Raw genomic sequence first — 24507 nt, 5'->3', positions numbered from 1 at the left:
ACGACCGTCCTAATCTTTGCGAGGTGCCGAGTACACTACACATTAGCACGGTCATGGTGGCGATTAGGACGGTCGTAATTGGGGAAAACGCTCAAAAAAGAGGAAAAAGTCCCTTTTTGACGGTGAAAAAGCGGATTAACATTTGTTCGCTTTTGGAGGCCGAGCGAAAGGCGAAAAGGAGTTTTTTACAATAAGCCCCCCCTTGATTACATTACCGGAGCATCCGGAGCCTTACCCGGAACCGGAGCCTGACCCTCTTTATAGAATGGCAACGGACCCATCTCATACGTTTCGGGACCATAGTGCAAGGTAGAAGCCATAATCTCATCCCATGAAATCGGCTTGCCCGTATATGCGGCTTCACGTCCCAGAATTGCGACTTGAGTAGAGTAAGCCAAAGCCTCAGCTTGATTTATCTTTTTATTCAAACGGATAGACTCTACAAGATGCACATGTTCCTGGTCATACGGGTTTTTAACAGGTTTATTCTTATAATCGTATTCCCAAAGCACATTTCCATTATAATCAACGATCTTTATTTCACCCCGGTCATTCAGTTGAGCCATGCCTTTTGTTCCGTAAACCTGTTCCGACACGTTTCCATCACATCCGTCAATCTGGCGGGCGGTTGCCAACATGCGTTTATTATTGTTGTAATAATAGTCTACGCTGAAAAAGTCGAAGATATCGCCTGTCAAACGTTGTGCCCGTCCCCCGAAGCCTACTGCACGGACAGGGCGATCCTCCATAAACCAAGTCACAATATCGATATTATGGACAGCCTGATCGAGCAGATGATCGCCACTCAGCCATTTAATATTAAACCAGTTACGAATACAATATTCCATATCGCTCCATTCGGGACGTTTCCGCTTATTCCACCAGGCACCCTGATCCCAATGGGCCGTAGAAGAAACGATATCACCAATCAAACCATTTTTCACCTGCACGAATGCCTCCCAATAATCTCTACGGTGGCGGCGCTGTGTCCCCGTAATAACGGTAAGCCCTTTCGAAGTAGCCACTTTTGCCGCAGCAATCACAGTACGGATACCGGTCGGATCGACAGCACAAGGTTTTTCCATAAAGATATTCTTTCCGGCTTCCACAGCTGCCTTAAACTGTTCGGGGCGAAAATGCGTAGGAGTACAAAGCAACACAACATCGATTTCGTTCATGGCCAGTACTTTCTTATAAGCATCAAAACCCAAAAAACAATTAGCATCGGTAACTTCATTATTGAATTTTTCCTTTAGAACCTTACGGCAACTATTCATTCTATCCGGAAATAAATCCGCCAACGCAATAATCGACACATTCGGTCCGGCACTCAAAAACTGAGTGGCAGCACCGGTTCCACGATCACCACAACCAACCAAAGCGGCTTTCAGCGGTTTCCCGTCAGGAGCAACTTCTACAAATGAATACATCCCCAATTCTTCCGGAGTGTATGTTTTAGGAGCAGGAGCATCGCCACCCTGCGGTGAGGAACAAGAAGTCATTACTGCCGATGTCATGCCTAATGGAATACCGGCTCCTAACAGAGCGGTGTTTGTTAAAAAGTCTCGTCTCTTCATGGTAATAAGTAATAATTTAGATTCTATATTCCTCAAACATACTGAATCTTACCGAAACAAGAAAATATTTTCTTTGTTTTATCATACATATTATTAAGAATATAAGTTCCTGCAAATTGTATTTTAAACAATAAGTCATTACATATTGTAGTATTAACGCGAAGCACAGCCATTCCCAAAGCATTAGGGATGACAATAATTAAAAAAAGCTAACAATGTAATACGACCTTCCAAATTCGTTTTTTTCTTATCTTTGACCCATACATAAATTCATCACAAATAATGAAAAACACAAATTCACTACTTCTATGCGGGCTCGGTTTAAGCCTCTTGCTTTCTTGTAAAGAAGCTACGGCGCCAGCTCCTGTTTTGCCAGTTCCGACACCTGAGCAGGTGGAATGGCATAAATTGGAAACTTATGCCTTTGTCCATTTCGGACTGAACACATTCAACGACCTGGAATGGGGATACGGGAATACACCCGCATCTACTTTTAACCCGACAGACCTGGATTGCGACCAATGGGTACGTACCATCAAGGCTGCCGGTCTGAAAGGTGTAATCCTGACAGCGAAACACCATGACGGTTTCTGCCTGTGGCCGACTGCTACGACGGATTACAGCGTGAAAAGCTCTCCCTGGAAAAACGGGGAAGGCGATATGGTAAGGGATTTATCGGATGCCTGCCGGAGACACGGACTTAAATTCGGTTTATATCTTTCTCCCTGGGACCGTAACAGCGCCAACTACGGGACTCCGGGATATGTCGAGAAATTCCATGCCCAGATGCATGAATTGATCAGCAACTACGGACCGCTATTCGAGTATTGGTTCGACGGGGCAAATGGCGGCAGCGGTTGGTACGGAGGGGCTGACGAAAGCCGTTCTATCGACGCTAAGACCTATTACAAATACGAAGAGGCGCGAAAAGCGATCAAAGAATTGCATCCTTCAGCCATGATATTCGGCGGGACAGTTCCCGATATCCGTTGGATCGGAAACGAAGAAGGATGGGCGGGTGACACGCAATGGTCTCCTTATTCATACGATAAAGAAACAAATTACCGTCAAAGCCAGTGGGGAATGGAAAACGGCGACAAATGGCTGGGCGGCGAATGCGACGTATCCATCCGTCCGGGATGGTTCTACCATGCCCGGGAAGACCACCAGGTAAAATCGTTGGCCAAGCTGGTCGACCTGTATTACCGCAGTGTCGGACACAATGCCAATTTCCTGCTGAATTTCCCGGTTGCCCTCAACGGGAAGATCAGTCCGTCTGATTCCATCCGGGCCATAGAATGGTATCAGACGATCCAAAACGACATGAAAGATAATCTGTTAGAGGGGGCCTATGTGGAGGCCAGCAACACACGTGGACACAAATTCAGCGCAAACAAAGTGAACGACGGGAACTGGGATACTTATTGGGCAACCGATGACGGTGTAACCCAAGGGACACTGACCTTCACCCTCAGCACTGCCAAAGAGATAAACCGTCTGGTTATTCAGGAATATATCCCATTGGGACAACGAGTCAAATCGTTCAATATTGAAGCCGAAAAAGAAGGCAAATGGTATCCGGTTCAGGCAGTCGATTCGACAACGACAGTCGGCTACAAACGTATTGTCCGCCTCCAGACATTCAGGGCAGACAAAATACGGATCAATTTTACCGATGCAAGAGGCCCGTTATGTATCAATAATGTAGAAGCATTCTTGGCACCGGCACTAATGACAGAGCCTGTCATCAGCCGCAACCGAAACAACGAAGTTTCCATCCAGGCAGGTGATGCCAATTCAGAGCTCCATTATACTACTGACGGCAGCGACCCGACAAAAGAGGCAACGGTCTACACGGGACCTTTCACATTTGCCCAAAAAGGCATGGTCAAAGCGATCTCTTACGACCCGACATTTGATAAGAGCAGCCCGGTATCCGTATCGGAACTGGATATTCCGGCAAGCTGCTATACGATTATTTCTCCCAAAGAAGAAAAGGCAAATAACATTTTCGACGGGAACGGCTACACGGCTTTCTATTTGCCTAAAGGCAAGCCGGAACTGACTGTCCGGCTGGATAAAGACAGGCTAATCTCAGGTTTCCGGTACACCCCGAACCAAGGAAGGGACGCCGGCGGACACATTGCCAACTATCAGTTATTTATCGACGGAAAGAAAGTAGCAGAGGGCGAGTTTTCAAATATCAAGGCAAATCCGATTGAGCAAGTTATTCATTTTCCGGCCGTGAAAGGAAACACCATCCGGCTTGTAGCAACCCGGATTGTCGACAGCCTGCCTCAAGCAGGAATCGGGGAATTCTCCGTTATCACAGAATAAAACGGCTACTAAATCGGAATATCAGAAAATTCCTACAAAAAAGGAGGATACGGCAAACGTATCCTCCTTCTTTTTATACCTTATATAATTTTATATTCAAATTATTCCAGAACAATAACTTTATATTTCGGAACCAGCATCTTCATGATCACCCATCCGATCAGATAAGCGACAGCACAGACACAGAATATCACAAAATAGCCGGCCGGTTTACCGGAGAAGCCCATAAATGTCATTTGGGTAGCATCGGCATAAACAAACAGGTTTCCTGCTACTTTCTGCAAGATCATGGAACCGACACCACCTGCCATACCGCCGATACCCGTGATACTGGCAATCGCTGATTTCGGGAACATATCACCAACAGTTGAGAAAATATTAGCAGACCAGGACTGGTGGGCAGCTCCACCGATACCGATCAGAATAACCGGGAACCAGGGAGAAACCGTACCCAACGGCTGCGCCAGCAAAACCAACAACGGGAAGAATGCAAAAATCAACATTGCTTTCATACGCGCTGCATATGGGTTCATGCCACTGCGGTTAATAAAGATTGTCGGGAGTTTACCACCATAGATAGAAAGCATGGTCACAGCATACAGGGTAAAGATCAACGCCATACCCAACGGGTCGGAAGTCTTGATACCAAACTGTGTATTCAGATAGGAAGGAGTCCAGAAAAGGAAGAACCACCAAACACCGTCGGTCATAAATTTACCGGCAATGAAAGCCCAAGTCTGTTTAAAAGTAAAGCACTGCCAGAAGCCGATCTTCTTCTCATCCTTTTCTTCTACAAAGACAACGCCTTCTTCGTGCTTATCCTGTTCAATATAATCCAATTCCGCTTTATTGACATGCTTGCTCTTACTCGGTGCCGTGTACATGAAGACCCACAGGCCCATCCAAACGAAACCAAGCGCACCGATTACGATAAACGCCATTTCCCAGCCCCAAGCCTTTGCCAGCAGAGGAATGGATATAGGAGCGATCAGAGCACCGATAGAAGCACCAGCATTAAAGATCGAAGTGGCATAAGCACGGTCTTTCTTGGGGAAATACTCAGCTGTCACCTTAATGGCAGCCGGGAAGTTACCGGCTTCACCCAATGCCAAAATACAGCGGGCAGCCAGGAAGAAATACATACTCACCGTCGCTAATACAACCACAACATCACCGGTTGCAGCGATCATTTCTGCAGCATTGTGCATCCCTACGTAATGTTCGGTTGCCACACCGCAAACAGCATGAAGACATGCACCGAACGACCAGACACCGATAGCCCAGAGATAGCCTTTCTTTGTTCCCATCCAGTCGATAAAGCGACCGGCAAACAGCATGCAGAGGGCATATACAATTGAAAAAACTGATGTTATCGTACCGTAATGGGATTCATCCCAGTGAAATTCAGGTTTGATAAACTCATCCCAGGTCAAAGAAAGAACCTGTCGATCGAGGTAATTCACTGTTGTTGCGAAAAATAACATGGCACAGATTGTCCATCTGTAATTAGTCATCTTCTCATTTACTTTTTGAAATGTGTTCATGATATTAATATTCGTTTTTCATAATACGCCGGCAAATATAAGCTATTTTTTTCGTTATATACAAGTTTGTGTGTGCGAATACATCTACTATTTTATTTCTTTCACATCCTGTTCGGGATTATGAGACAATTGATTTGCATAAAAAAAGCATTTTATGTACGTTTGCCATCTGTAATATAAACACTATGCATACTCTAATTATTATGAAAAAGGTTATTTATCTGATACTTTTCACCCTGATAGCCAATTTGGCCATCCACGCCCAGGAAAAGACCGGCGAATGGAACGGATGTGACCGCTACGATTTCACCTTCAAAGACCGGCAGGCGATTGTCGTCGTCCCGAAACAGGCTGCAAAAGGAAATCCCTGGATATGGCGGCCCGCCTTCTTCGATGCTTTTCCAAGTGTAGACAAAGCTTTACTGGAAAAAGGATTCCATATTGTTTATTATGACGTAACCCATTTATACGGAAGTCCGCGAGCTGTTGCTTTGGGCACAGATTTCTATCATGAAATGGTCGCACGCTACGGCCTCTCCGACAAAGTCACATTAGAGGGATTCAGCCGGGGTGGGTTATTCGCATTCAATTGGGCTGCCCAAAACACGGACAAAGTAGCTTGCATATATGTAGATGCGCCTGTATGCGACGTGTTCAGCTGGCCGGGAAGGAACGCCTCTTTATGGAATGACCTGTTAAAAGAATGGAACCTGACAGATGCAGATATGAACAGTTTCAAAGGAAACCCGATCGATAATCTGGCACCAATAGCTTCTGCCGGTATTCCTATTATCAGCGTATGCGGTGACAGCGACCAGACCGTTCCCTTTAAAGAGAATATGGATATCGTACGCTCCCGTTACCTCGCAGCGGGAGGCCCGGTTGAAGTAATCATCAAGAAGGGATGCGACCACCACCCGCATAGCCTGGACAATCCGGAACCGGTAGTAGACTTCATTCTCCGCCAACAGCCGGAATATGAGAAGTATCTACATTATAATGTGCGTGGCAGCCTGCAAAACTCGTTCCATAAATTCGAGAAAGAACGCCGTGCACGGGTTGCCTTTTTAGGTGGTTCCATCACAGAAATGGACGGATGGCGCAACAGGGTCGAGCAACAGTTACAGCAACGTTTCCCCTATACTGAATTTGAATGGATCGAGGCCGGTATCGGTTCGACCGGAACAACTCCGGGCGCTTTCCGCCTGCAACACGACATCTTGTCGAAAGGGAAAGTGGACCTTCTCTTTGTGGAAGCGGCCGTAAACGACGACACCAACGGATTCAGTGCGCTCGAACAAGTACGCGGAATGGAGGGCGAAGTGCGCCATGCACTGAAAAGCAACCCGGAGATGGACATCGTGATGCTCCATTTCATCTATGATCCTTTCATTCCGATGGTTGCCCGCAAGCAGACACCGGACGTGATCCTGAACCACGAACGGGTGGCTAACCACTATCTTATTCCTTCCATCAACCTCTGTCAGGAGATAGGTGAACGGATGCAAGATGGCGAATTTACCTGGGATGAATTCGGAGGAACGCACCCCAAACCGTTCGGGCATAAATTTTATGCTGCGGCTATCGGGCACCTTTTTGACGACCTATGGAAAGGCCTTTCTCCGGAAAAGGCTGTTGTGCCTCATGAAATTCCCTCCAAGCCTTTGGATGCCTACTGTTACGACAACGGAGATTTTATCGATATCCAAAAAGCACATTCAGACAAAGGTTGGAAGCTGGTCGACAACTGGCATCCCGACAATAAAGCGGGCAAACGAAAAGGCTTCGTAGATGTCCCAATGCTGGAAGCCACACGCCCCGGCGACCAATTAACCCTTGAGTTTAAGGGAAAAGCAATCGGTATTTTCTGTGTCAGCGGTCCTTCTGCCGGTATCTTGGAATACAGCGTAGACGGCGCCCCATTCAAACAATTGGATACTTTCACAGAATGGAGCCACAACCTATATATCCCTTGGGTATATATGCTGGAAACAGAATTAAAAAATACCGATCACAAACTGGTTCTCCGCATGTCGAAAAAGAAAAATCAGGATTCGCTCGGCACGGAATGCCAGATACGGAATTTCGTGGTAAATCAATGAGCGGGGATATTGATTCATTAAAAGACAACTAATCTAATAACTTCGAAATTTCTACCCCAGCCAGAAACATAGCACCAAGACCATGAATATCATTATATGGGGTCGGACGATCATAATAAAACTTGACATCATTGCCAATGCCTGTACCAGCACAAATACCTGTTACAGCCCCTTCGTCTGTAATGCAAGTCAAAAGGCCATTCCATCCAGTCAAAGCAATTGTTTTATATCGTTTATCAACCCAACCATTATTAATTGCTAAAGCAATTGAATAAACAAACATAGCCGAACAAGATGTTTCCAAATAAGAATCTTCTTTATTCAATATCTGATGCCACAGGCCTGAAGCACTCTGATATTGTGCTAAATTTTGTATCTGACGGTTCAATAATGCTATAACTTCATTCCGCCTACTATGGTTCTCCGGCAAAAAACGCAGTAGGTCCGCAATAGCCACCATCATCCATCCATTACAACGCCCCCAATAAGTTCCGCCATTCACCTTTAAGTCATCATAATAGCAATGCCACATCAAACCCACTTTTTCATCATACAAATGCTTATCAAACAAAAAAATCTGATTAACAGCTTCTTCCATATAGAGTTCTATTCCTGTCAGCTTCCACATACGAATAAGGAACGGTACACTCATATAAAGATCGTCTGCCCAAACCGTATGATTATTAGGTACTGGACGGGAAAAAGTCCCGTCATCCAAACGCTGTTGCCTATACATTATATAATCGGCAGCCATATCTATATATTCTTTATATGCAACCACTCTGTTGTTTTCATATAATTCTATCAGGCTTGCTCCCATTGCCCCGCAATCATCCAATTGAGTAATATTGATGCCTTGAGCAACCGGAAAATGCCATTGGTCATTTCCTTTATAAATCGATTTCAAATAGGGACGATCCTTAAAGAAAAACTCAAAATTCTTTTTTGTATAGCTTTGATATTTTTCATTGCCTGTCACTTTACCAAGAGCATTAAAGCCGATATGGATAACTCCGTTCCAATACTTCCAGTCGTTATAACCATTTTGTGGAACAACATATTTATTATAGCCATAACGGGACAAATCATCGATCTGTACTCCATTAGCCTGATCATAATATCTATATGTAGTTTGTTGTATTACATGATCAGCGACCCGGCAAATGGTAGACAATACATCCTCTTTTGATACCTCCTGCCCCATTCCGCACAAAGGGATCAATAATAAAACTCCAACAAATAAGCACCTTATATTCATATGAATCATTTTTAAATACTACTACATTATTTTTGAATTCATCACTAATATCCAGTCATTTCCTTTCCCGGAACTTACCGGTTTAACCCGATAAGTTCCTTTAGCCAGTACATCGGCAATAAAAGAATACTGTCCTGTGCGAGGATTATACCATTGCAATGTCAGAATTGAAGCATTCGTCAGTGCTTCCAAAGAGACATCCACCGCATTCCCATGGGGTAAATAAACAAATGCATACCCATCACCTTGTATTGCAACTGCCATATCTCCTATTGCCTGTTGCTTTGTTAGAATAATCTCAGGAGCTGGACGACGGCTAAAATAATCATATCGTTCAAACAACCTGCGGGCATGTATCATACTACCGGCCCCCGGCAAGTCCAGGTCATCATACCAATTATTAAGAACATTCCCCGTTGGTGTATAAGCGGGTGACATACATTGCCAAATCGGATGGCAACCATACGTATGCCCAGCTGCTCCAGAAAAAAGACTCCAATATAATGCCTGACGCGTATTTGCATCGCCAAACCAAGTCGTAGAAGTACAAACCTTACCACGAACAGGATGATCTTCATAGCAAGGTTCCATATTGACACACGGCTTTACCGGTTGCTTATTATAATCACCAACAATCAATTTTTCAAATATGTCGAAACAACAATCGGCATGTCCAGTCTGACTACTGTTAAAATCAAGCCAATCGGCTGCATGAAACCACCTGCTCGATGTATGTCTTCCATACGGATGAAAAGTCATCAAATGATTTTTATCTATCGATTTTATCGCATTTGCCAAAGCATTCCAAACGGGGAAATTGGTATCACCTCCATTCCGGTCTCCTCCAATTATCCAGATTATATTGGGATAATCTTTATAACGGTTTGCCAGAAAGCGTCCGTATTCAGCAATATTCCGTTCGTTAAAAATAACAGGACCAACTCCCCATTGTTTATCCACTTTATCTCCCCATGTTGGTAACAGTCCCATATACATACCTTTTGCGGCTGCTTTTTCGATAATACGGTCTACCCATCGAAAATAAGTTTCATTCGGTTTTGCCGGATCATTATTTATCAAAGGCTTATTCCCATTACGGTCAGGCGTATCCAAGCCGTCAAGTTCAGCCAAGATTACAGCCTGTATTACATTAAATCCCTTTCCCCTACGATTTTCCAAATAACGATCAATCTCCTCTTCGGTCAAACGATGGAACAATTCCCATGCCGTATCGCCCATATAAAAGAAAGGTGTTCCATCCGTATGCGCCAGAAAGCGTTTATTAGCAGAAACGACAAGAGGGCCATGCGAAAAGTCCACTGATTTACCTTTCCAAGGAATATACGAATTGACCGGAATGTCTTTCCCTAACATCAACTTGGTTATTTGTCCGGCAACCTCTTGAACATTCACACCTGGCTTAAACCGCACAATAGACTGATTACGTTTGGGTCCCGGAATCCATCGGTTACTGCCGTCCGCCTGAAGTTGGCAAGAACCGGCATTATCCAGCTCAAAATAACGAGATGCCTCATCTGACAATAGAAAAGCTGTTACCTGATCCCAACTGGCCCGTCCCTGAAAATTATTATACAACTCATAAGCTCTATACATAGGATGTTCACGTGGCAACTTGGCTTTTAAAGCCGCATCACCGGTAACCACCTGCTGACCGATCTCCCAGCCGCAGAACACGACATCTTTAGTCCAGTTAGCCAGACAATAGACGGTCGAAGCCGGATCCGGACGTGAGAAATTCGCTTCTTTCCCCTCCGGGAATAGTCCCCCCATACAATACCATTTCCTGACTTTTGCCTCGACCAGCTGTTTCCCGTTAAGCGGTGAATACTGGTCAGCGGATGACTGGAGCAGCTTTTGTAAGCTACTCAAATGACCGATTGTAAGAATCACGACAGAATGATCCGGACTTTCTGCCAATAATTTTCGATATGTATGAGTTGCTGCTTCCGCATCTCTCCAAGATGCCAGGTCGTGTGGAAACTCTTCGGAAATCTGCCTTGTATAGCGGGAATGGTTTTTAAGGGAAGATTGCCCTTCTAAAAAGCCAAGCGGCAGCTGGCCCATCCCATAAAACGCATTAAAAGCACTCACACAAGTGGCTGCAAAAGGATCATCACTGGTCACAATAGTTCCTAACAAGTTTATCTTATGCTGCTTATGCAAAGTATAAAGCATCGCCAGTGTTCCGGCATCGTCAACATCCGAGTCTATATCCGTATCAACGATCACCCGCTGTTGCGCGATAAGAAACAGAGGGAATAGTAACATTCCAAAAACTGAGATCAATCGTTTTTTCATATTTTATTCAATGTTTATTCGGTGACATTATCATCAATTCTTCCAGAATCTCCCCCAACTCCTTACGATCCATCTTCTGTATAATATATTGTTGATATCCTTCCGAATGGCCTTTCCACACAAAGCTACAATTTTTTTTAATATCCACATACCCATAATCACTTAAAGTCCAATAATTAGATATTCCTCTCACAGCCAGCAGAACAGCAGTTGGATCAGCTGTATGATGGTTCCAATGCCCGTTTTTTGCTCTTTCCCGATGTAATTGATACGCTCTCCGAACCGGATTATTCAAGGGAGTTTCTTTCAACCGATCCCCGACAAATATGGTGTGCCCGATTTCTCTTCCAGCAAAAAGGATTTTTCCTGGCCAATGAGTAAGCGTATACACTGCCGCATCCGGATCACGGGTAAAGTTAACATTATCAGACGCGTCGTCAACCGGGAAATTCCCCCCCATGCAAACCCACAGTTTTACTTTCTTGCGGACTAAATCCATTCCACTTAATGAAGAAGAGCTATCCGGGAGACTTTTTAATAGAGACTGAAGGTTTGACATATAACCAACCGTCAGGATAACGATAGAAGAATCTTTCTGTTCACTTAATATTTTTCTGTATAAGGCTACAGCATCAGGGGCTTCCATATTCGACCTTAACCGATGTGGAAATTCCATCGCAACAGAATCCAGAAAAGATGAATTATCCCGATATACTCCACTGTCATTTTTCGGGACACCAATCGGGATATAAGGCCTATTATAATAAGTATTTATTACATCCACAACCGGAGCTGACATCGGATAAGAAGAGGTAACCATCGTAGCTAATATCTCAACCTCACCCGCATCTGCCAGTTTATGTAAAATGCCTAAAGCCGCTGTATCATCACAATCAGTCAGCATATCAGTATCAAAAATAATCTTTACACCCGATTTATGACATTCTGCAGCAGAAATAGACTGAGAATTCAATATAAAAAGGAGAAATATCCAGGCACAAATGCCCGGATATTCTATTTTTCTAAACTTAATTGCCATAGCCTTCATTTTGTGGAAAATCTTCCGGATTAGAAATACGAGCCAATTGGTCTCTCGGAATCGGACGAAGCACATGATATTTCTGAAATTTACCAGCTACTATCTCATTCATAGCCGGATTATTCATACGCTCATATAATTTACCAGTCCGTTTCAAGTCATACCAACGGCAGAATTCGCCAGCCATCTCACGTGCTCTCTCATCCAATATGAAATCAATATTAACCTGAGTAGCCGTTATCTCCATTTCTTTTTCTTTACCAGATATAGCTGCACGCTTTCGGATCACATTAATATATTCAGCTGCTTTAACATTGTCACCTAATAAATGGCAAGCCTCAGCTGCCAATAGATATGTTTCACCTAAACGGAAAACCACAACATCACGAACTCCCTTCATTTCATTCGCACTCGGACGCAATGGGTCCTGCAATTTTATCAAAGTTGTATACATGGTGCCACTCTGGAATTTAGTATTGGAAGGCCACTCTCCATCCGGATTAGTTTCCGACTGAATCTTATCCTGTAATTCCTCTCTCATTTCATCAGGCATCCATACCCATACAGGCCACACAGCTTTTACCTGCTCTTTTGTCCAAGGGTGTTTTGGGATAATCATTGCCGAATCACCTCTTTTCCAGAAAACCTCTTCTGTTTTTTTCGTATATGGACTAAAAATCATATCTGTGGCTTCTTCCTTATTGACACGCCAGAAGGTACGATAGCAATCTTCCCAGCGAGCATCTTTTTCCGCGTCATACAATTCCTGCAAATAATATGTCGGTCGTATACGGCTCCAAGGACGTCCATAAGCCAAATCGCGCTCTAACACTTTCGGATAATGATCCGAATAGGAAGCGGTAAACATCACATGAAGTTGCTGACCATCTCCGTTTAGTTCTGTATTGGACGTGAAAAGTACAGGCAATAGAACTTCAGAGTTACGTACATTATCCGTACTCCACAATTCTTTATGAGACCCCAGCAAAGAATGAGAAGAAGCAATGACTTCCTCTGTCAACCGTTTTGCTTCTTTAATATCTTCATCATTACGTTTAACTGTTAAATAAACGCGCGCCAAATGATGTTTAACCGCCTCTTTTGTAATACGCCCATATACATTTTGCTCAGCCGGAAGATTTTCTATACAATATTTTAGTTCATCTATGATAAAATTCCATATTTCAGCTTCTGAAGTTTTATAAGCCTCGGTAACCAATGATTCAGTTGGTTCCGTTTTTAGCTCAACCGCACCATATTGTTGAACCAAATGATAATAATGGTGTGCCCGGATAAATTTCGCTTCACTTATATATTGCTTTTTCTTCCCTTCACTCAAATCCGATATATCGTTATTTTCCAATGCTTTTAGAACTGCATTTGCCTGATTAATGGTAATATAGCAATTACTCCAAAGTGTACCCACACTACCGGAGGTTGCATCAATAGTCCAGTTTTGAAATTCTATATCCATCGATTTTGCACTTTTCCAGATATCAGTAGGAGCTTCACACATATATAAAATATATCCGGAACCATACAAAGTCCTCATCCGGGAATACAAACCATTTACACCCTGTTCCGCCTCTTTTGCATTTGTATAAAAATTGCCGGCTGTAATTTTATTATATGGAGTCTCATCCAAGAAAGAAGAACAAGACTGTAATAAACAGGCCACAAATAAAATACTGTAAATATATACTGTTTTCATACTATCACTCTATTTTAAAATGAAACATTCAATCCAAAAACGAAAGAAGTTAACGGTCGGTGACTGCTATAGGCATAGCAGTTTTCCGGATCAAGCCCTTCAAACTCATTAAAAGTCCAAACGAATGGATTATCAACAGCCAAATACACCCTCAAACGGTTTGCCTTAATTTTCTCAATCACTTGTGAAGGGAAAGTATATCCCAGATTGATATTCTTCAAACGAAGGAATGACAAATTACGATAGGCATAATCACTCTGATCCAATAGGGGTTGTGTATTAGAACCTACAGGTTTAGGGAATGTTTTAGAAGGATTATCCGGAGTCCAGAAATCCACATCCAAATGATTCATTCGTGAAGAACCTGCTTCATATGTCAAAAGTCCGATCTTTTGTCCATATCCGATACGACTGTAGAAATACAAATTCAAATCTAAGTTTCTATATTTGAGTGTTGTATTTAGGCCCCCGGTAAACTTCGGAATCTTATTATAAATAAACTGGTCATCCTGATCGTATTTACCATTCAGATTTACATCTTTCACTTTAGGATTACCCGGTTCATAGCCATATTTTTTAGCTTCTTCCACTTCTTCTGTCTGCCAGACTCCGTCATATTTATACAAGAGCTCAACCTGTAAAGGTTTACCCACAAACCATTTGTTACCCCTGTCTTGTGTCAGACCATCGTACAATTCTATAATTTCATTTTTGTTATAGGCAAAAGTCAAACCGACAGTCCACTCCCAATTCTTATTCACAAAAGGAACTGTATTTAGTGAGACTTCTATACCTGTATTCCTCGTTTTACCGATATTTTGCCAAGTTTCATTATAGCCGGTTGTAATCGGCAACAAACGTTTCATCAACAAATCATGCGTATCCCGGCGATACAGATCAAGCGTTCCTTCGATCCGGTTCCGAAAGAAGCCGAAATCAAAACCAATGTTAAACTCTTCTGTACGTTCCCAACCTAATCCCGGATTAGCCAGTTCTTGCGGTAAATATCCCATTGCAGATTCTTCACCAACTCCCATAACATACGGATATTTAGAAAATGCACCTAAAGTGGAATAACTGCCAATCGCAGTATTGCCTGTATTCCCCCAGCTCAACCTCATTTTCAAATTCGAAACCGCATCTACATTCTGCATAAAGGCCTCTGAATTAATACGCCATGCCAAAGCGACAGAAGGAAAGAAATCCCACTTATTTCCCTTCGCCAAACGGGATGAACCATCATAACGCCCGGTCAAGGTCAGCAGATACTTGTCCATCAAGGTATAATTGATACGTCCCATGAACGAAAGCAATGACCATTTTGAGTAAGACGATGTACGCCCAAAAATATCCGGCGCTTCATTTACATTATACCATTTTCCATAATAAGGGACATCCGAACCTGTCAATTGCACATAGTCGGTCGAATAGGTCTGCATATCATGTACGGCAGATACACTCATATTATGAATGCCTACCCGTTTATCATACTTTAATATATTTGTAAAAGTCAAGGACTTCTCTGTTGTTTTCTTATATGACAACGAATTATATGACATCAAATTCATATATGGACTGTTGTAGCTTCCATCTTCTACAAACTGGAAATCAGGAGTCAAACTTGTACGGAAACTCAAACCTTCAATAATATCCAATTCAGCAGAGACATTAAAGAAAGCTCGATCTCTAAAAGACTGATTCTCCAGATATTCATCACTTACATAATACATGGGATTTATTTGCATATAACTTTCACAATAGGGACTCGGATAATACGCCAATGCCCCCTCTTCATCATATATTCGAGTAACCGGATTAAGAGTCGTACCATTCTGGAATACACTATTATTCCCATTATCAGTCTTACGATGCGAATACATGGCCGAATATCCCAGCTTTAACCGATTAAAGAGTTTCACATCACCATTTAAGCGCATACTGAAACGTTCGCTTGACATGTTGTCGATTATACTCTGATTCTTATTATATCCCAGCACGATCAGATTAGACATATTATCTTTACCAACATTCACCGTAATATTATTATCTGTCTGGAAACCTGTACCGGAAAACATTTCATCCTGCCAATCCACATAATTCCGGCTTTCCAGAATATCTGTAACTCCAACAAACAATTCAGCATCTGTTTTTCCCGGATTTGCGGCTCTCAGGTAGTTCGCCCATTTATCACCGGACATCATGTTATAATCTTTAAACGATTTGGAAATCCCGACAAAGCCATCATAAGAGACAGATACTTTACCGTCCATCTTCCCTCTCTTTGTTGTAATGATAATAACACCATTAGAGCCTCTCGAACCATATATAGCTGTTGAAGACGCATCCTTCAGCACATCTATCGCTTCAATTTCAGCGGGATTGATATCGGATATTTTCCCTCCGAAAGGAGCTCCGTCCAAAACAATTAACGGATCATTCCCTGCATTCAGAGAATTATAGCCACGGATAATCGGAGTAGAGGTGTCACCAGGTTTATTACCGACTGTAATGTCCAAACCTGCGACCTTCCCTTGCAACCCCTGCACAGGATCGCTTAAAACAGCCTGATTTTCGAGGACAGTCGAACGAACCTGCGAAACAGATCCTGTCAAATCACTCTTCCTTACAGAACCATAGCCGATTACAACCACTTCTTCGATCATCTGATTGTCTTCTTTCAACTTGACATTGATGACAGAACGGCTGCCTACCGTTATATTCTGGGAGACATAACCGATAAAGGAAAAGACCAATACTGCCTTTGTGGTCGGCACATTGATCGTATATTTCCCATCAACATCCGTAATCGTTCCAACAGTCGAACCTTTCAGGCTCACACTGACACCCGAAACCGGTTCACCGGCCTCATCCGTAACTAACCCGACAATCTGTATGGAAGCATCGGATTTTGTCAACAGCTTACTTATATCATCTTTCTTTGAAGTTATGACAATATATCTATCAATCAATTTATAGCCGATATCCGTTCCCTCAAAAAGTTGGTCCAGGATGGCGGTGATACTTTTTTCTCCGGTTTTCACGTTTTGTTTCTTCACTGCGTTTAAAACCGTGCTGTTAAAGAAAAAGCGGTAATCCGACTGTTTCTCTATCTCTCTGAAAACGTCCGTCAGGGACACATTCTCTAAATTCAGGTTAACAGTTGCATTTTGAGAATACGTGTTATTGGCCTGCAAGCAGAATGTAACAAGGAACAAGAAGATTGTTATCAGCTTCATTTTTAGCCATATTTTTTGTGGTATCAAAAGCATGACACCTTTGATTAAATATTCTTTTTTCATATCTTTGTTGTACGATTATGATATTAGACAATTAATTTAGTTGTTTGATATTCGAGCCGGGATAAGTGCCACCTTATCCCGGCTTTTTATCTATTTGTTTCTCTTTTTCCTTACTTCATAGGCAATCCCCTCCATATTAGATTCAAATGTTAACGACTCAATTATTTAATATACACAGTATCCTTCTCTATCCGGTATTTGACAGGCGTACTGGTACTGATCACTTTCATAATAGTTTCCAGCGATTCATATTTGCGGAAAGAACCGCCGAATGATTCTTTTTTTATCTTCTGATTCTCAAACTTAAACTTTACATTGAAATTACGTTCCAACCGGAGAGTCAGTTCCTCGAATGTCATCTTATCAAAAAACATTTCTCCATAGCGCCAAGCAGTGTACGAGCTGGTAATAAGCTGCTTGTGACTGATTTTCGCATGTGTTTTGTCATAAACCAAAACTTCGCCAGGCCGGATTTTCTCCGAATAAGTCCCCTTCTCTGCCGTCACTGATCCTTCAATTAAGGCAAGACTCATTTCATGATCGTCATCGAAAGCATACACATTAAAAGAAGTCCCTGTTACCCGGAAAGTAAATTGGTCTGCATGAACAAGAAAGGGCCTGGTAGAATCTTTCTTTACCTCAAAATAGGCTTCTCCTTTCATATGAACCGTACGGTCCTTTTCCCCGAAAGCCCCATCATAACTAATCGAACTGCAAGCATTCACCCAAACAGTCGAACCGTCCGGCAAGCTCACTTTCGAGCGCTCTCCTACTCCAGTCTCTATTTTAGTCAAGCGGGAAGACACCTCTCTCTTATCAGCAAAATAGGAAATGAGCTGCATACAAACCAATCCGAACATAAAGACTGCGGCATAGCGAAGCATATTTTTCCCCAATTGCAACCAACGATGATTCCGGCGGGAAGGAAGAACATGATCCAAAAACTTTTTCCATTGACGGTCTACCTGGCTATTTAATAAATCTGATTCTATCCGCCCCAAGTCATAGACATCCTTGATAGACCGAAAATAGAGTTTGTTTTCCACATCCGCTTCAAGCCAGGCCAACAATTCATTCTGCTGTTCCGGTGTAGCTTCTCCTTTCAGGTAAGATATAATTAGTATATCGACAGATTCTTTCATAACTCATGCTCTTTGTTAGAATGACGCACGAGCCTGAGTTACTACTTAGACACAAATGCACTTTTTTTATTAACGGAAGAAATGAGGGAAGAGCAACAGCAATACCGGCAGGTAATCTTTCAGCTTTATCTTTAATATTTTCAATGCGTTATATATCTGGGCATCTACCGTACGGACACTAATAGCCAAGACATCAGCGATTTCCTGACTTTTCATATTCTGGTAGCGGCTCATCATGAAAATCAGGCGGCATTTTTCCGGAAGTTTGGAAATACTTTCCTGAAGCAAGGCATTGACTTCTTTCACATAAAGTTCTGTCAAAGGATAAGGCAATTCGGGATGAATCTCGATTTCTTTGATCTTCATCTTGACTGAGTTGGCATATTCGGCATGCACTCGTTCGGAACGGAAATGAGACAGGCAGCGATTGTGTACAGCCTTGAACAAGTAGAACTCATAGGATATCTGCACACTTTCGTAATTCTCCCACAGACTAATGAAACATTCCTGAACAATATCCCGTGCAAGCTCGCTATCCTCTATATATTTACAACAATAAGCATAGAGTCGAGGCTGCAACTGATTGAACAGTTGCTCGAAACCTTTCAGGTCCGTTTTATCCGCAGAGGCTCTCGACATCCTTATTTTGCATTTACAATAATCAATTGAGATACAAATATAGGAATTTATTCCACATTCCGACTGTTGCCTCTGTTAAACCGGATATTGCTTCGGCCAATGATGCAACTATTCCAATCCTTGATTCATCATCTAATTAGAAACAAATACCAGATATTATTATGAACAAGTTATTTTCAACTATCATGTCCGGCATACTCACAGTGGCAGGGCTGGCTTTATTCTCTTGCAGTGATAACGACGACATCAAGCTGACAGGCATAGACGGATGCCCCAGCGCCCTGCTTTCAAACGGACAGCTTACAGCTTCCTTTACTTATGACGGCAACAAGCTTTCCAGAATCCAGGACCCGGACGGGCATGCAACTCATTTCAATTATGAGAACGGTGAATTTTCCGGTATTTCCTATACACCGCCTAAAGATGTTGCCGACGGACATGGCTGGGTAGACTTCACAAAGACCGGTGATAATACCTTCGAAGTAAGCAGGGGCGGTGAACCGGCTCTTGACATAAGTTATGTGGAAGAAGTGGAACTCGACACGAACGGCTTGCCTGCCAAAATAACCTTTACCGGCATTTACCGGTGGGGAGCAAACGGAAAGGAGCAACTTGAGGAAGGCGACCGGTATGCTCTTCTAAGTTTCGACCCTGCCACACGGCAACTGCTGAAGCAGGAAGTGTTCGACAAAGAATCCAACCTGCTGGTAAAATATACATACGAATATGACAACGCTTCCGGAAGCATCAGCCATACGGAATTACCGATGTGGCTTCTGGGCTGGTGGTATTACCTATACTCCAACCAAAACGACTTCAAGTATATCCAGTTCCTGAACCGCCGGAACAACATAACCAAGATAACGTCTGAAAACAGCGAAGGCGACATCTCTTCCGTCACTTATACATATAAATATAACGAAAACAATTTCCCCGTTACCGCATTCTGCGACAAATGGGAAGGAACGGAGGTCGGAATCCGATACTAAAAACAATCGGTAAGTTCCAAGGCAAACCATTGGGATAAGTGCGAAGAAGGCTTACCCGATTTTCCGCAAGATGGTCGCGAACCATCCGGAGGTGCCGTTAAGGAGCGGACAACCCGGCAGATAGAATGATTTATGAGGGATGTGTGGCTCACCCGATAATCATTGGGGATAACCACAAGGATAAGGCAGGTTATACGGATCCGTTTAAACCTGCCAAGAAGTGAGCTTCTACATAAAGTTTTTGAGAAAGAACTGTCATACCATCATACTTCCCGTATGGCATTGAATATCATGACATATGGTCATGATAGTTCTTATTTCAACTATCTTTTAACCTTCATGAAGACTCCGTTTAACTATCATTTTGTGGCATTTCATTGAAAAAGCAAGGTGTCAAAAGTGTTAAAACAGGGCATTTCTAAGAAGTTTTGAACCTCCTGCAAATAAAGAAAAAGACAATAACCCCTGTTTCGGCCGTTTTTCTATTTCGTCCGAAATCTCGATCGATTTTGGATTGACTCTTTTCATGGTTTCAGTCTCTCCGGCTGACACCGAACGAAATGAGGTGCGCAGCCCATTCCGGAAAGCGTACAATTTGTTTGCCGGAAAGCGGAAACGCCGACAAAGTGATAAAGCTTAACTCCCGGAGAATCGCCTGTAGCAAAATAAAACGGACGGCGCTCCAAATATCCCAAGGAACTTTTGGAGACTGGTAGCCGTGAGGTGCGCAGAAAATAGCCTTGACCCGGCACTTCATCGCTCTGAAGGTTGACTTCGTGCTATATGAAGTCCGACTTCAGGGCAACAAAGTGCCGGATCAGAGCGATAAAGTCCCTCTTTATCGCGATAAGGTGCCGGAAAAGCGGAACAACTCCCTTCTTCGGGCCGAAAAAGTGGGTTGACATTTGTTTGGTTTCGGATGTCTTTCGAGCCCGAAAAAAGCGTTTTATACAATAAGCCCCCCGGGGGAGTTGAAAGTTATAAGGGAGCATTTTGTCCTGGCAGGGCATATTTTTAACATAAAGTCGTTATGTATTTTGCCGGAAATGCCCGTTTTGACGCCATTTACATCCGCATCTGGAAGGTATTGACACCCGGGGCTCGGTACTGTCGAGACCCAGGTCTCAAGAAATACGAGTGGTTACTTAATTGAAGTTCAGTGATATAGGAGATGAAAAAAGACAAGGGCATTTATGATAGTATGACAGTATAATTTGAAAATAAAGATATTGTTTTAGCATCCCACAGGCCTCGATAAACGCAGGGAAGTTTCGCTTCTCAGAAATAATGAATATTTATCCCCTATGATTATCGGGTGAGCCTAAAAATCCGCTGAACGCGTGAAACACTCTGTAAACAAAAAAAGCAATTACAAATTATGTAATTGCTTAGTTATTCAACGTGGTCCCACTTGGGCTTGAACCAAGGACTCCCTGATTATGAGTCAGGTGCTCTAACCAACTGAGCTATAGGACCTGTTCAGAGCGGTGCTCTGAAATCGGGTGCAATATTACGACTTATAATCGAGATATGCAAGTGTTAGCGGGGAAAACTTACTTTTCAGCAGCTTCCTCAGCGCCGAATTCCATCAGGTAAGCCTTGATGAAATCGTCGATTTTACCATCCATCACACCGTTGACATCGGATGTCTGGTAGTTGGTACGATGGTCTTTCACGCGGCGGTCGTCGAAGACATAACTGCGGATCTGCGATCCCCATTCTATCTTCTTCTTGCCGGCTTCCACCTTCGCCTGCTCTTCCATGCGGTGCTGCAATTCTTTGTCATACAAGATTGAACGCAACTGGCGCATCGCGTTCTCGCGGTTCTTAGGCTGGTCGCGCGTCTCTGTGTTCTCGATCAGAATCTCTTCTTCTTCGCCCGTATAGGGGTCTTTGAACTGATAACGCAGACGTACACCGGATTCCACCTTGTTGACGTTCTGGCCACCAGCACCACCCGAACGGAATGTATCCCAAGAGATAGCAGCCTGATCGATCTTCACTTCAATCGTGTCGTCGACCAACGGAGTTACGAATACAGATGCAAACGAAGTCATTCGTTTACCCTGCGCGTTATAAGGAGAAACACGAACCAGACGGTGCACGCCGTTCTCCCCTTTCAAGTACCCGTAAGCATAATCGCCTTCGATATTGAGAGTTGCCGTTTTGATTCCGGCTTCATCCCCTTCCTGATAGTTGGCAACAGAAATCTTATAGCCGTTCGACTCCGCCCAGCGCGTGTACATACGAAGCAACATCGAAGCCCAATCCTGGCTTTCCGTACCGCCGGCACCGGAGTTGATCTTCAAAACGCAACTCATCTGGTCGGCTTCCTGGCGCAACATATTGCGAAATTCCAGGCTTTCCACCAACTGGATTGCTTTGCTGTAGGCCTCATCGACCTCTTCTTCGCTGACAATCCCTTCTTTTACATAATCATAAGCCAACTGCAACTCTTCCGCTGCAGCATTAACCTCGTTGTAAAGCTCAATCCACTTTTTCAGCTCTTTTACTTTCTTCATCTGGACTTCGGCACGTTTGGCGTCTTCCCAGAAACCGGGGTCATGGGTGCGTAATTCTTCTTCTTCTAACTGGATGGTCTTACCATCTATGTCAAAGATACCCCCTCAGCGCTTGCTCGCGCTCCAACACGTTGTGTAGTTGGTCTGATGTGATCATAATCTTTTATCCTTTATTTTGTAATTGGCGACAAAGATACTAAATTATTCCGCATACATCGCTTCGATCTGTTCCGCATATTTCTGCAGGACAATCGGACGGCGCAATTTAAGCGTATCCGTCAGCTCGCAGCCCATCATAAACGGTTCAGGCAACAAGGTGAACCGCTTGATCTTCTCGTAGGAGGCTAAGTTCTTCTGATGTTCCTCCACATGCGTCTCTATCAGACGGAGAATTTCTTTATGGTTTACCAGCTCTTCACGGCTATTGAAGGTTAGCCTCTTCTCTCCGGCATACTCTTCCAGCAATGAATAGGCCGGCACGATCAAAGCGCTGACAAACTTACGCTGGTCGCCGATAACAGCAATCTGCTCGATAAAGTTATCTCCGCTCATCGCCATCTCGATTGCCTGCGGAGCAATGTATTTACCGTTTGAGGTCTTATATAAGTCCTTGATACGTTCCGTAAAGAACAGTGTATTTCCTTCTAACCGTCCGGCATCTCCGGTACGGAAGAAACCATCTTCGGTAAATGCTTTTTTATTTTCAGCCGGTTTATTATAGTAGCCGGACATCACCGTCTTGCCTTTTACTAAAATCTCACTGTTCTCCGGATCGATCCTTACCTGCACATCCGGCATTACCTCGCCGATAGAGCCGAACTGGAATCCAATCTCCGGATAAAAGCAAACGGTCGCCGTTGTCTCGCTCAATCCATAACCGTAAGCAATCGGGATATTAACCGATTGCAGAAATTCATTGATCGTATCAGAAAGAGGTGCACCCGCCACCGGGAAAAGGCGTCCACGTTCGATACCCAAGACCTTTTTCAGAAGCATAAAGACAGTCCGGTTGTAAAACTCAAACTTCAACTTCAATCCGCAAGGAGCCGGAATGCCTTTATTCTTATATTCCAGATTATACCGGCGTCCTGTCTCGATAGCATCCAGGAAAATCTTTTTCATGGCCGGAGAAGACGAATTGATCTTGTCATGCACACCGGCATATACTTTCTCCCAAAAGCGGGGAACGTTACACATCAATGTAGGATGCACCTCCGGCAATGTCTTTTGAATCATCTTCGGGTCCTGGTTAATGGCAATCGCCACCCCTTTATGCAGGCAATAGTAAGACCACGCTTTCTCGAAAATATGAGTCAAGGGAAGGAAGCACATCGAAAGATCCTTGTCCGTAACCATCGGCAGACGGATATCGTGAATACGCATCGCTTCCAGGTAATTGGAATGATGAAGCATGACGCCTTTCGACTCTCCGGTCGTACCGGAAGTATATATAATGGTAGCCAAGTCCTCCGGAACAGCCTCGTTCATACGGATTTTCACAGTTGTTTCGACATGGGCATTGTCACCCAACCGCAGGAAATCATCAAAATAAATGGAAGTCTTGTCCTCCGGATTCAATTTGACAGCGGGATCAAATATGATCAGGCGCTTCAGGAATTGCGAGTCCTTTTGCACCTTAAATGCATTGTTATACTGCAACTGTTCACCGACAAACAGAGTGTGTATGCCGGCATCATTAATTATGTATTCGATTTGTCCCGGAGAATTTGTCGCATACATTGGAATCGAAACCACCCGGTTCGCATAGGCGCCAAAATCAGTGTATAAGCATTGCGGCATATTTTGTGAATAAACCCCGATGTTTTCCTGTACTTCTATTCCAAACTCAGCCATGGCCTTGGCCGTAAGCATCACTTTGTCTGAAAACTCCCTCCAAGATATTTTCAACCATTTCCCGGTCGCATTATCACGGTGTTTTAATGCTGTACGGGAACCATATTTCTCCGCTTGACGATGGATCAACTCGGCATAGTGGTAGTAAATCATGATTCTTTGTTTTGATTTGATG

15 protein-coding genes and 1 tRNA gene are annotated in these 24507 nt (G+C 43.4%); 4 read left to right on the top strand and 12 right to left on the bottom strand.

Features of this window, described 5'->3' with window-relative positions:
• A partial coding sequence (locus DWW90_RS20785; RefSeq protein ID WP_233547721.1) for a hypothetical protein occupies positions 1 to 194 on the top strand: 194 nt, incomplete at its 5' end.
• Between the two features lie 12 nt (positions 195 to 206).
• On the opposite strand, the gene DWW90_RS11480 is transcribed toward DWW90_RS20785, so the two are convergent.
• Complete coding sequence (locus DWW90_RS11480) at positions 207 to 1577, bottom strand: Gfo/Idh/MocA family protein (protein WP_122345065.1); 1371 nt, start codon at positions 1575 to 1577, stop codon at positions 207 to 209.
• Positions 1578 to 1859: 282 nt separating this feature from the next.
• On the opposite strand from DWW90_RS11480, the gene DWW90_RS11475 reads away from it, so the two are divergent.
• The gene (locus DWW90_RS11475) at positions 1860 to 3914 is read left to right on the top strand and encodes an alpha-L-fucosidase (RefSeq protein ID WP_122345064.1); all 2055 of its coding nucleotides are present in this window, start codon (positions 1860 to 1862) and stop codon (positions 3912 to 3914) included.
• Between the two features lie 101 nt (positions 3915 to 4015).
• On the opposite strand, the gene DWW90_RS11470 is transcribed toward DWW90_RS11475, so the two are convergent.
• A complete protein-coding gene (locus DWW90_RS11470; RefSeq protein ID WP_122345063.1) occupies positions 4016 to 5458 on the bottom strand; it encodes an MFS transporter in 1443 nt (480 codons plus the stop codon).
• Positions 5459 to 5661: 203 nt separating this feature from the next.
• On the opposite strand from DWW90_RS11470, the gene DWW90_RS11465 reads away from it, so the two are divergent.
• The gene (locus DWW90_RS11465; RefSeq protein ID WP_233547720.1) at positions 5662 to 7560 is read left to right on the top strand and encodes a GDSL-type esterase/lipase family protein; all 1899 of its coding nucleotides are present in this window, start codon (positions 5662 to 5664) and stop codon (positions 7558 to 7560) included.
• 28 nt (positions 7561 to 7588) lie between these two features.
• Here DWW90_RS11465 and DWW90_RS11460 read toward each other — a convergent pair whose 3' ends face one another.
• The 7 genes from DWW90_RS11460 to DWW90_RS11430 all read right to left on the bottom strand — a co-directional run bounded on the left by DWW90_RS11460 (position 7589) and on the right by DWW90_RS11430 (position 18967).
• Entirely contained in the window at positions 7589 to 8818 is a 1230-nt protein-coding gene (locus tag DWW90_RS11460; RefSeq protein WP_158582836.1) for a glycoside hydrolase family 105 protein, read from the bottom strand.
• A gap of 21 nt (positions 8819 to 8839) precedes the next feature.
• Positions 8840 to 11137 carry a DUF4038 domain-containing protein gene (locus DWW90_RS11455; RefSeq protein ID WP_122345060.1) on the bottom strand — a complete coding sequence of 766 codons (2298 nt, stop codon included), beginning with the start codon at positions 11135 to 11137 and terminating at the stop codon, positions 8840 to 8842.
• A gap of 7 nt (positions 11138 to 11144) precedes the next feature.
• The gene (locus tag DWW90_RS11450) at positions 11145 to 12176 is read right to left on the bottom strand and encodes a nucleoside hydrolase (RefSeq protein WP_158543405.1); all 1032 of its coding nucleotides are present in this window, start codon (positions 12174 to 12176) and stop codon (positions 11145 to 11147) included.
• The gene (locus tag DWW90_RS11445) at positions 12166 to 13887 is read right to left on the bottom strand and encodes a RagB/SusD family nutrient uptake outer membrane protein (protein WP_122345059.1); all 1722 of its coding nucleotides are present in this window, start codon (positions 13885 to 13887) and stop codon (positions 12166 to 12168) included. Before DWW90_RS11445 ends, DWW90_RS11450 begins: the two co-directional genes overlap by 11 nt.
• Before the next feature lie 14 nt (positions 13888 to 13901).
• Positions 13902 to 17123: a TonB-dependent receptor gene (locus DWW90_RS11440; protein ID WP_233547718.1), complete on the bottom strand. Its 3222-nt coding sequence runs from the start codon at positions 17121 to 17123 to the stop codon at positions 13902 to 13904.
• Positions 17124 to 17347: 224 nt separating this feature from the next.
• Positions 17348 to 18328 (bottom strand): FecR family protein, encoded by a 981-nt coding sequence (locus DWW90_RS11435; protein ID WP_122345057.1) that lies wholly within the window; start codon positions 18326 to 18328, stop codon positions 17348 to 17350.
• 69 nt (positions 18329 to 18397) lie between these two features.
• On the bottom strand, positions 18398 to 18967 hold the full coding sequence (locus DWW90_RS11430) for an RNA polymerase sigma-70 factor (RefSeq protein WP_122345056.1): 570 nt from the start codon (positions 18965 to 18967) through the stop codon (positions 18398 to 18400).
• Between the two features lie 161 nt (positions 18968 to 19128).
• On the opposite strand from DWW90_RS11430, the gene DWW90_RS11425 reads away from it, so the two are divergent.
• Positions 19129 to 19956, top strand: a complete 828-nt coding sequence (locus tag DWW90_RS11425) for a hypothetical protein (RefSeq protein ID WP_122345055.1) — start codon at positions 19129 to 19131, stop codon at positions 19954 to 19956.
• A gap of 1402 nt (positions 19957 to 21358) precedes the next feature.
• Here DWW90_RS11425 and DWW90_RS11415 read toward each other — a convergent pair.
• The 3 genes from DWW90_RS11415 to DWW90_RS11405 all read right to left on the bottom strand — a co-directional run bounded on the left by DWW90_RS11415 (position 21359) and on the right by DWW90_RS11405 (position 24485).
• Positions 21359 to 21432, bottom strand: a tRNA-Ile gene (locus tag DWW90_RS11415).
• 77 nt (positions 21433 to 21509) lie between these two features.
• Positions 21510 to 22635, bottom strand: a protein-coding gene (gene prfB / locus DWW90_RS11410) for a peptide chain release factor 2 (RefSeq protein WP_115498930.1) whose coding sequence is annotated in 2 segments (ribosomal slippage) — positions 21510 to 22571 and positions 22573 to 22635 — 1125 coding nt in all. Because the reading frame shifts where the segments join, the coding sequence is not laid out codon by codon here.
• A gap of 44 nt (positions 22636 to 22679) precedes the next feature.
• Positions 22680 to 24485, bottom strand: a complete 1806-nt coding sequence (locus tag DWW90_RS11405) for a long-chain fatty acid--CoA ligase (protein ID WP_122345053.1) — start codon at positions 24483 to 24485, stop codon at positions 22680 to 22682.
• Positions 24486 to 24507 lie beyond the last annotated feature (22 nt).

The sequence above is a fragment of the Parabacteroides sp. AF17-28 genome (assembly GCF_003479205.1).
Lineage (GTDB): Bacteria > Bacteroidota > Bacteroidia > Bacteroidales > Tannerellaceae > Parabacteroides > Parabacteroides acidifaciens.
Note: the sequence above shows the minus strand (reverse complement) of the source record. Positions and strands in the feature narration are given on the sequence as shown.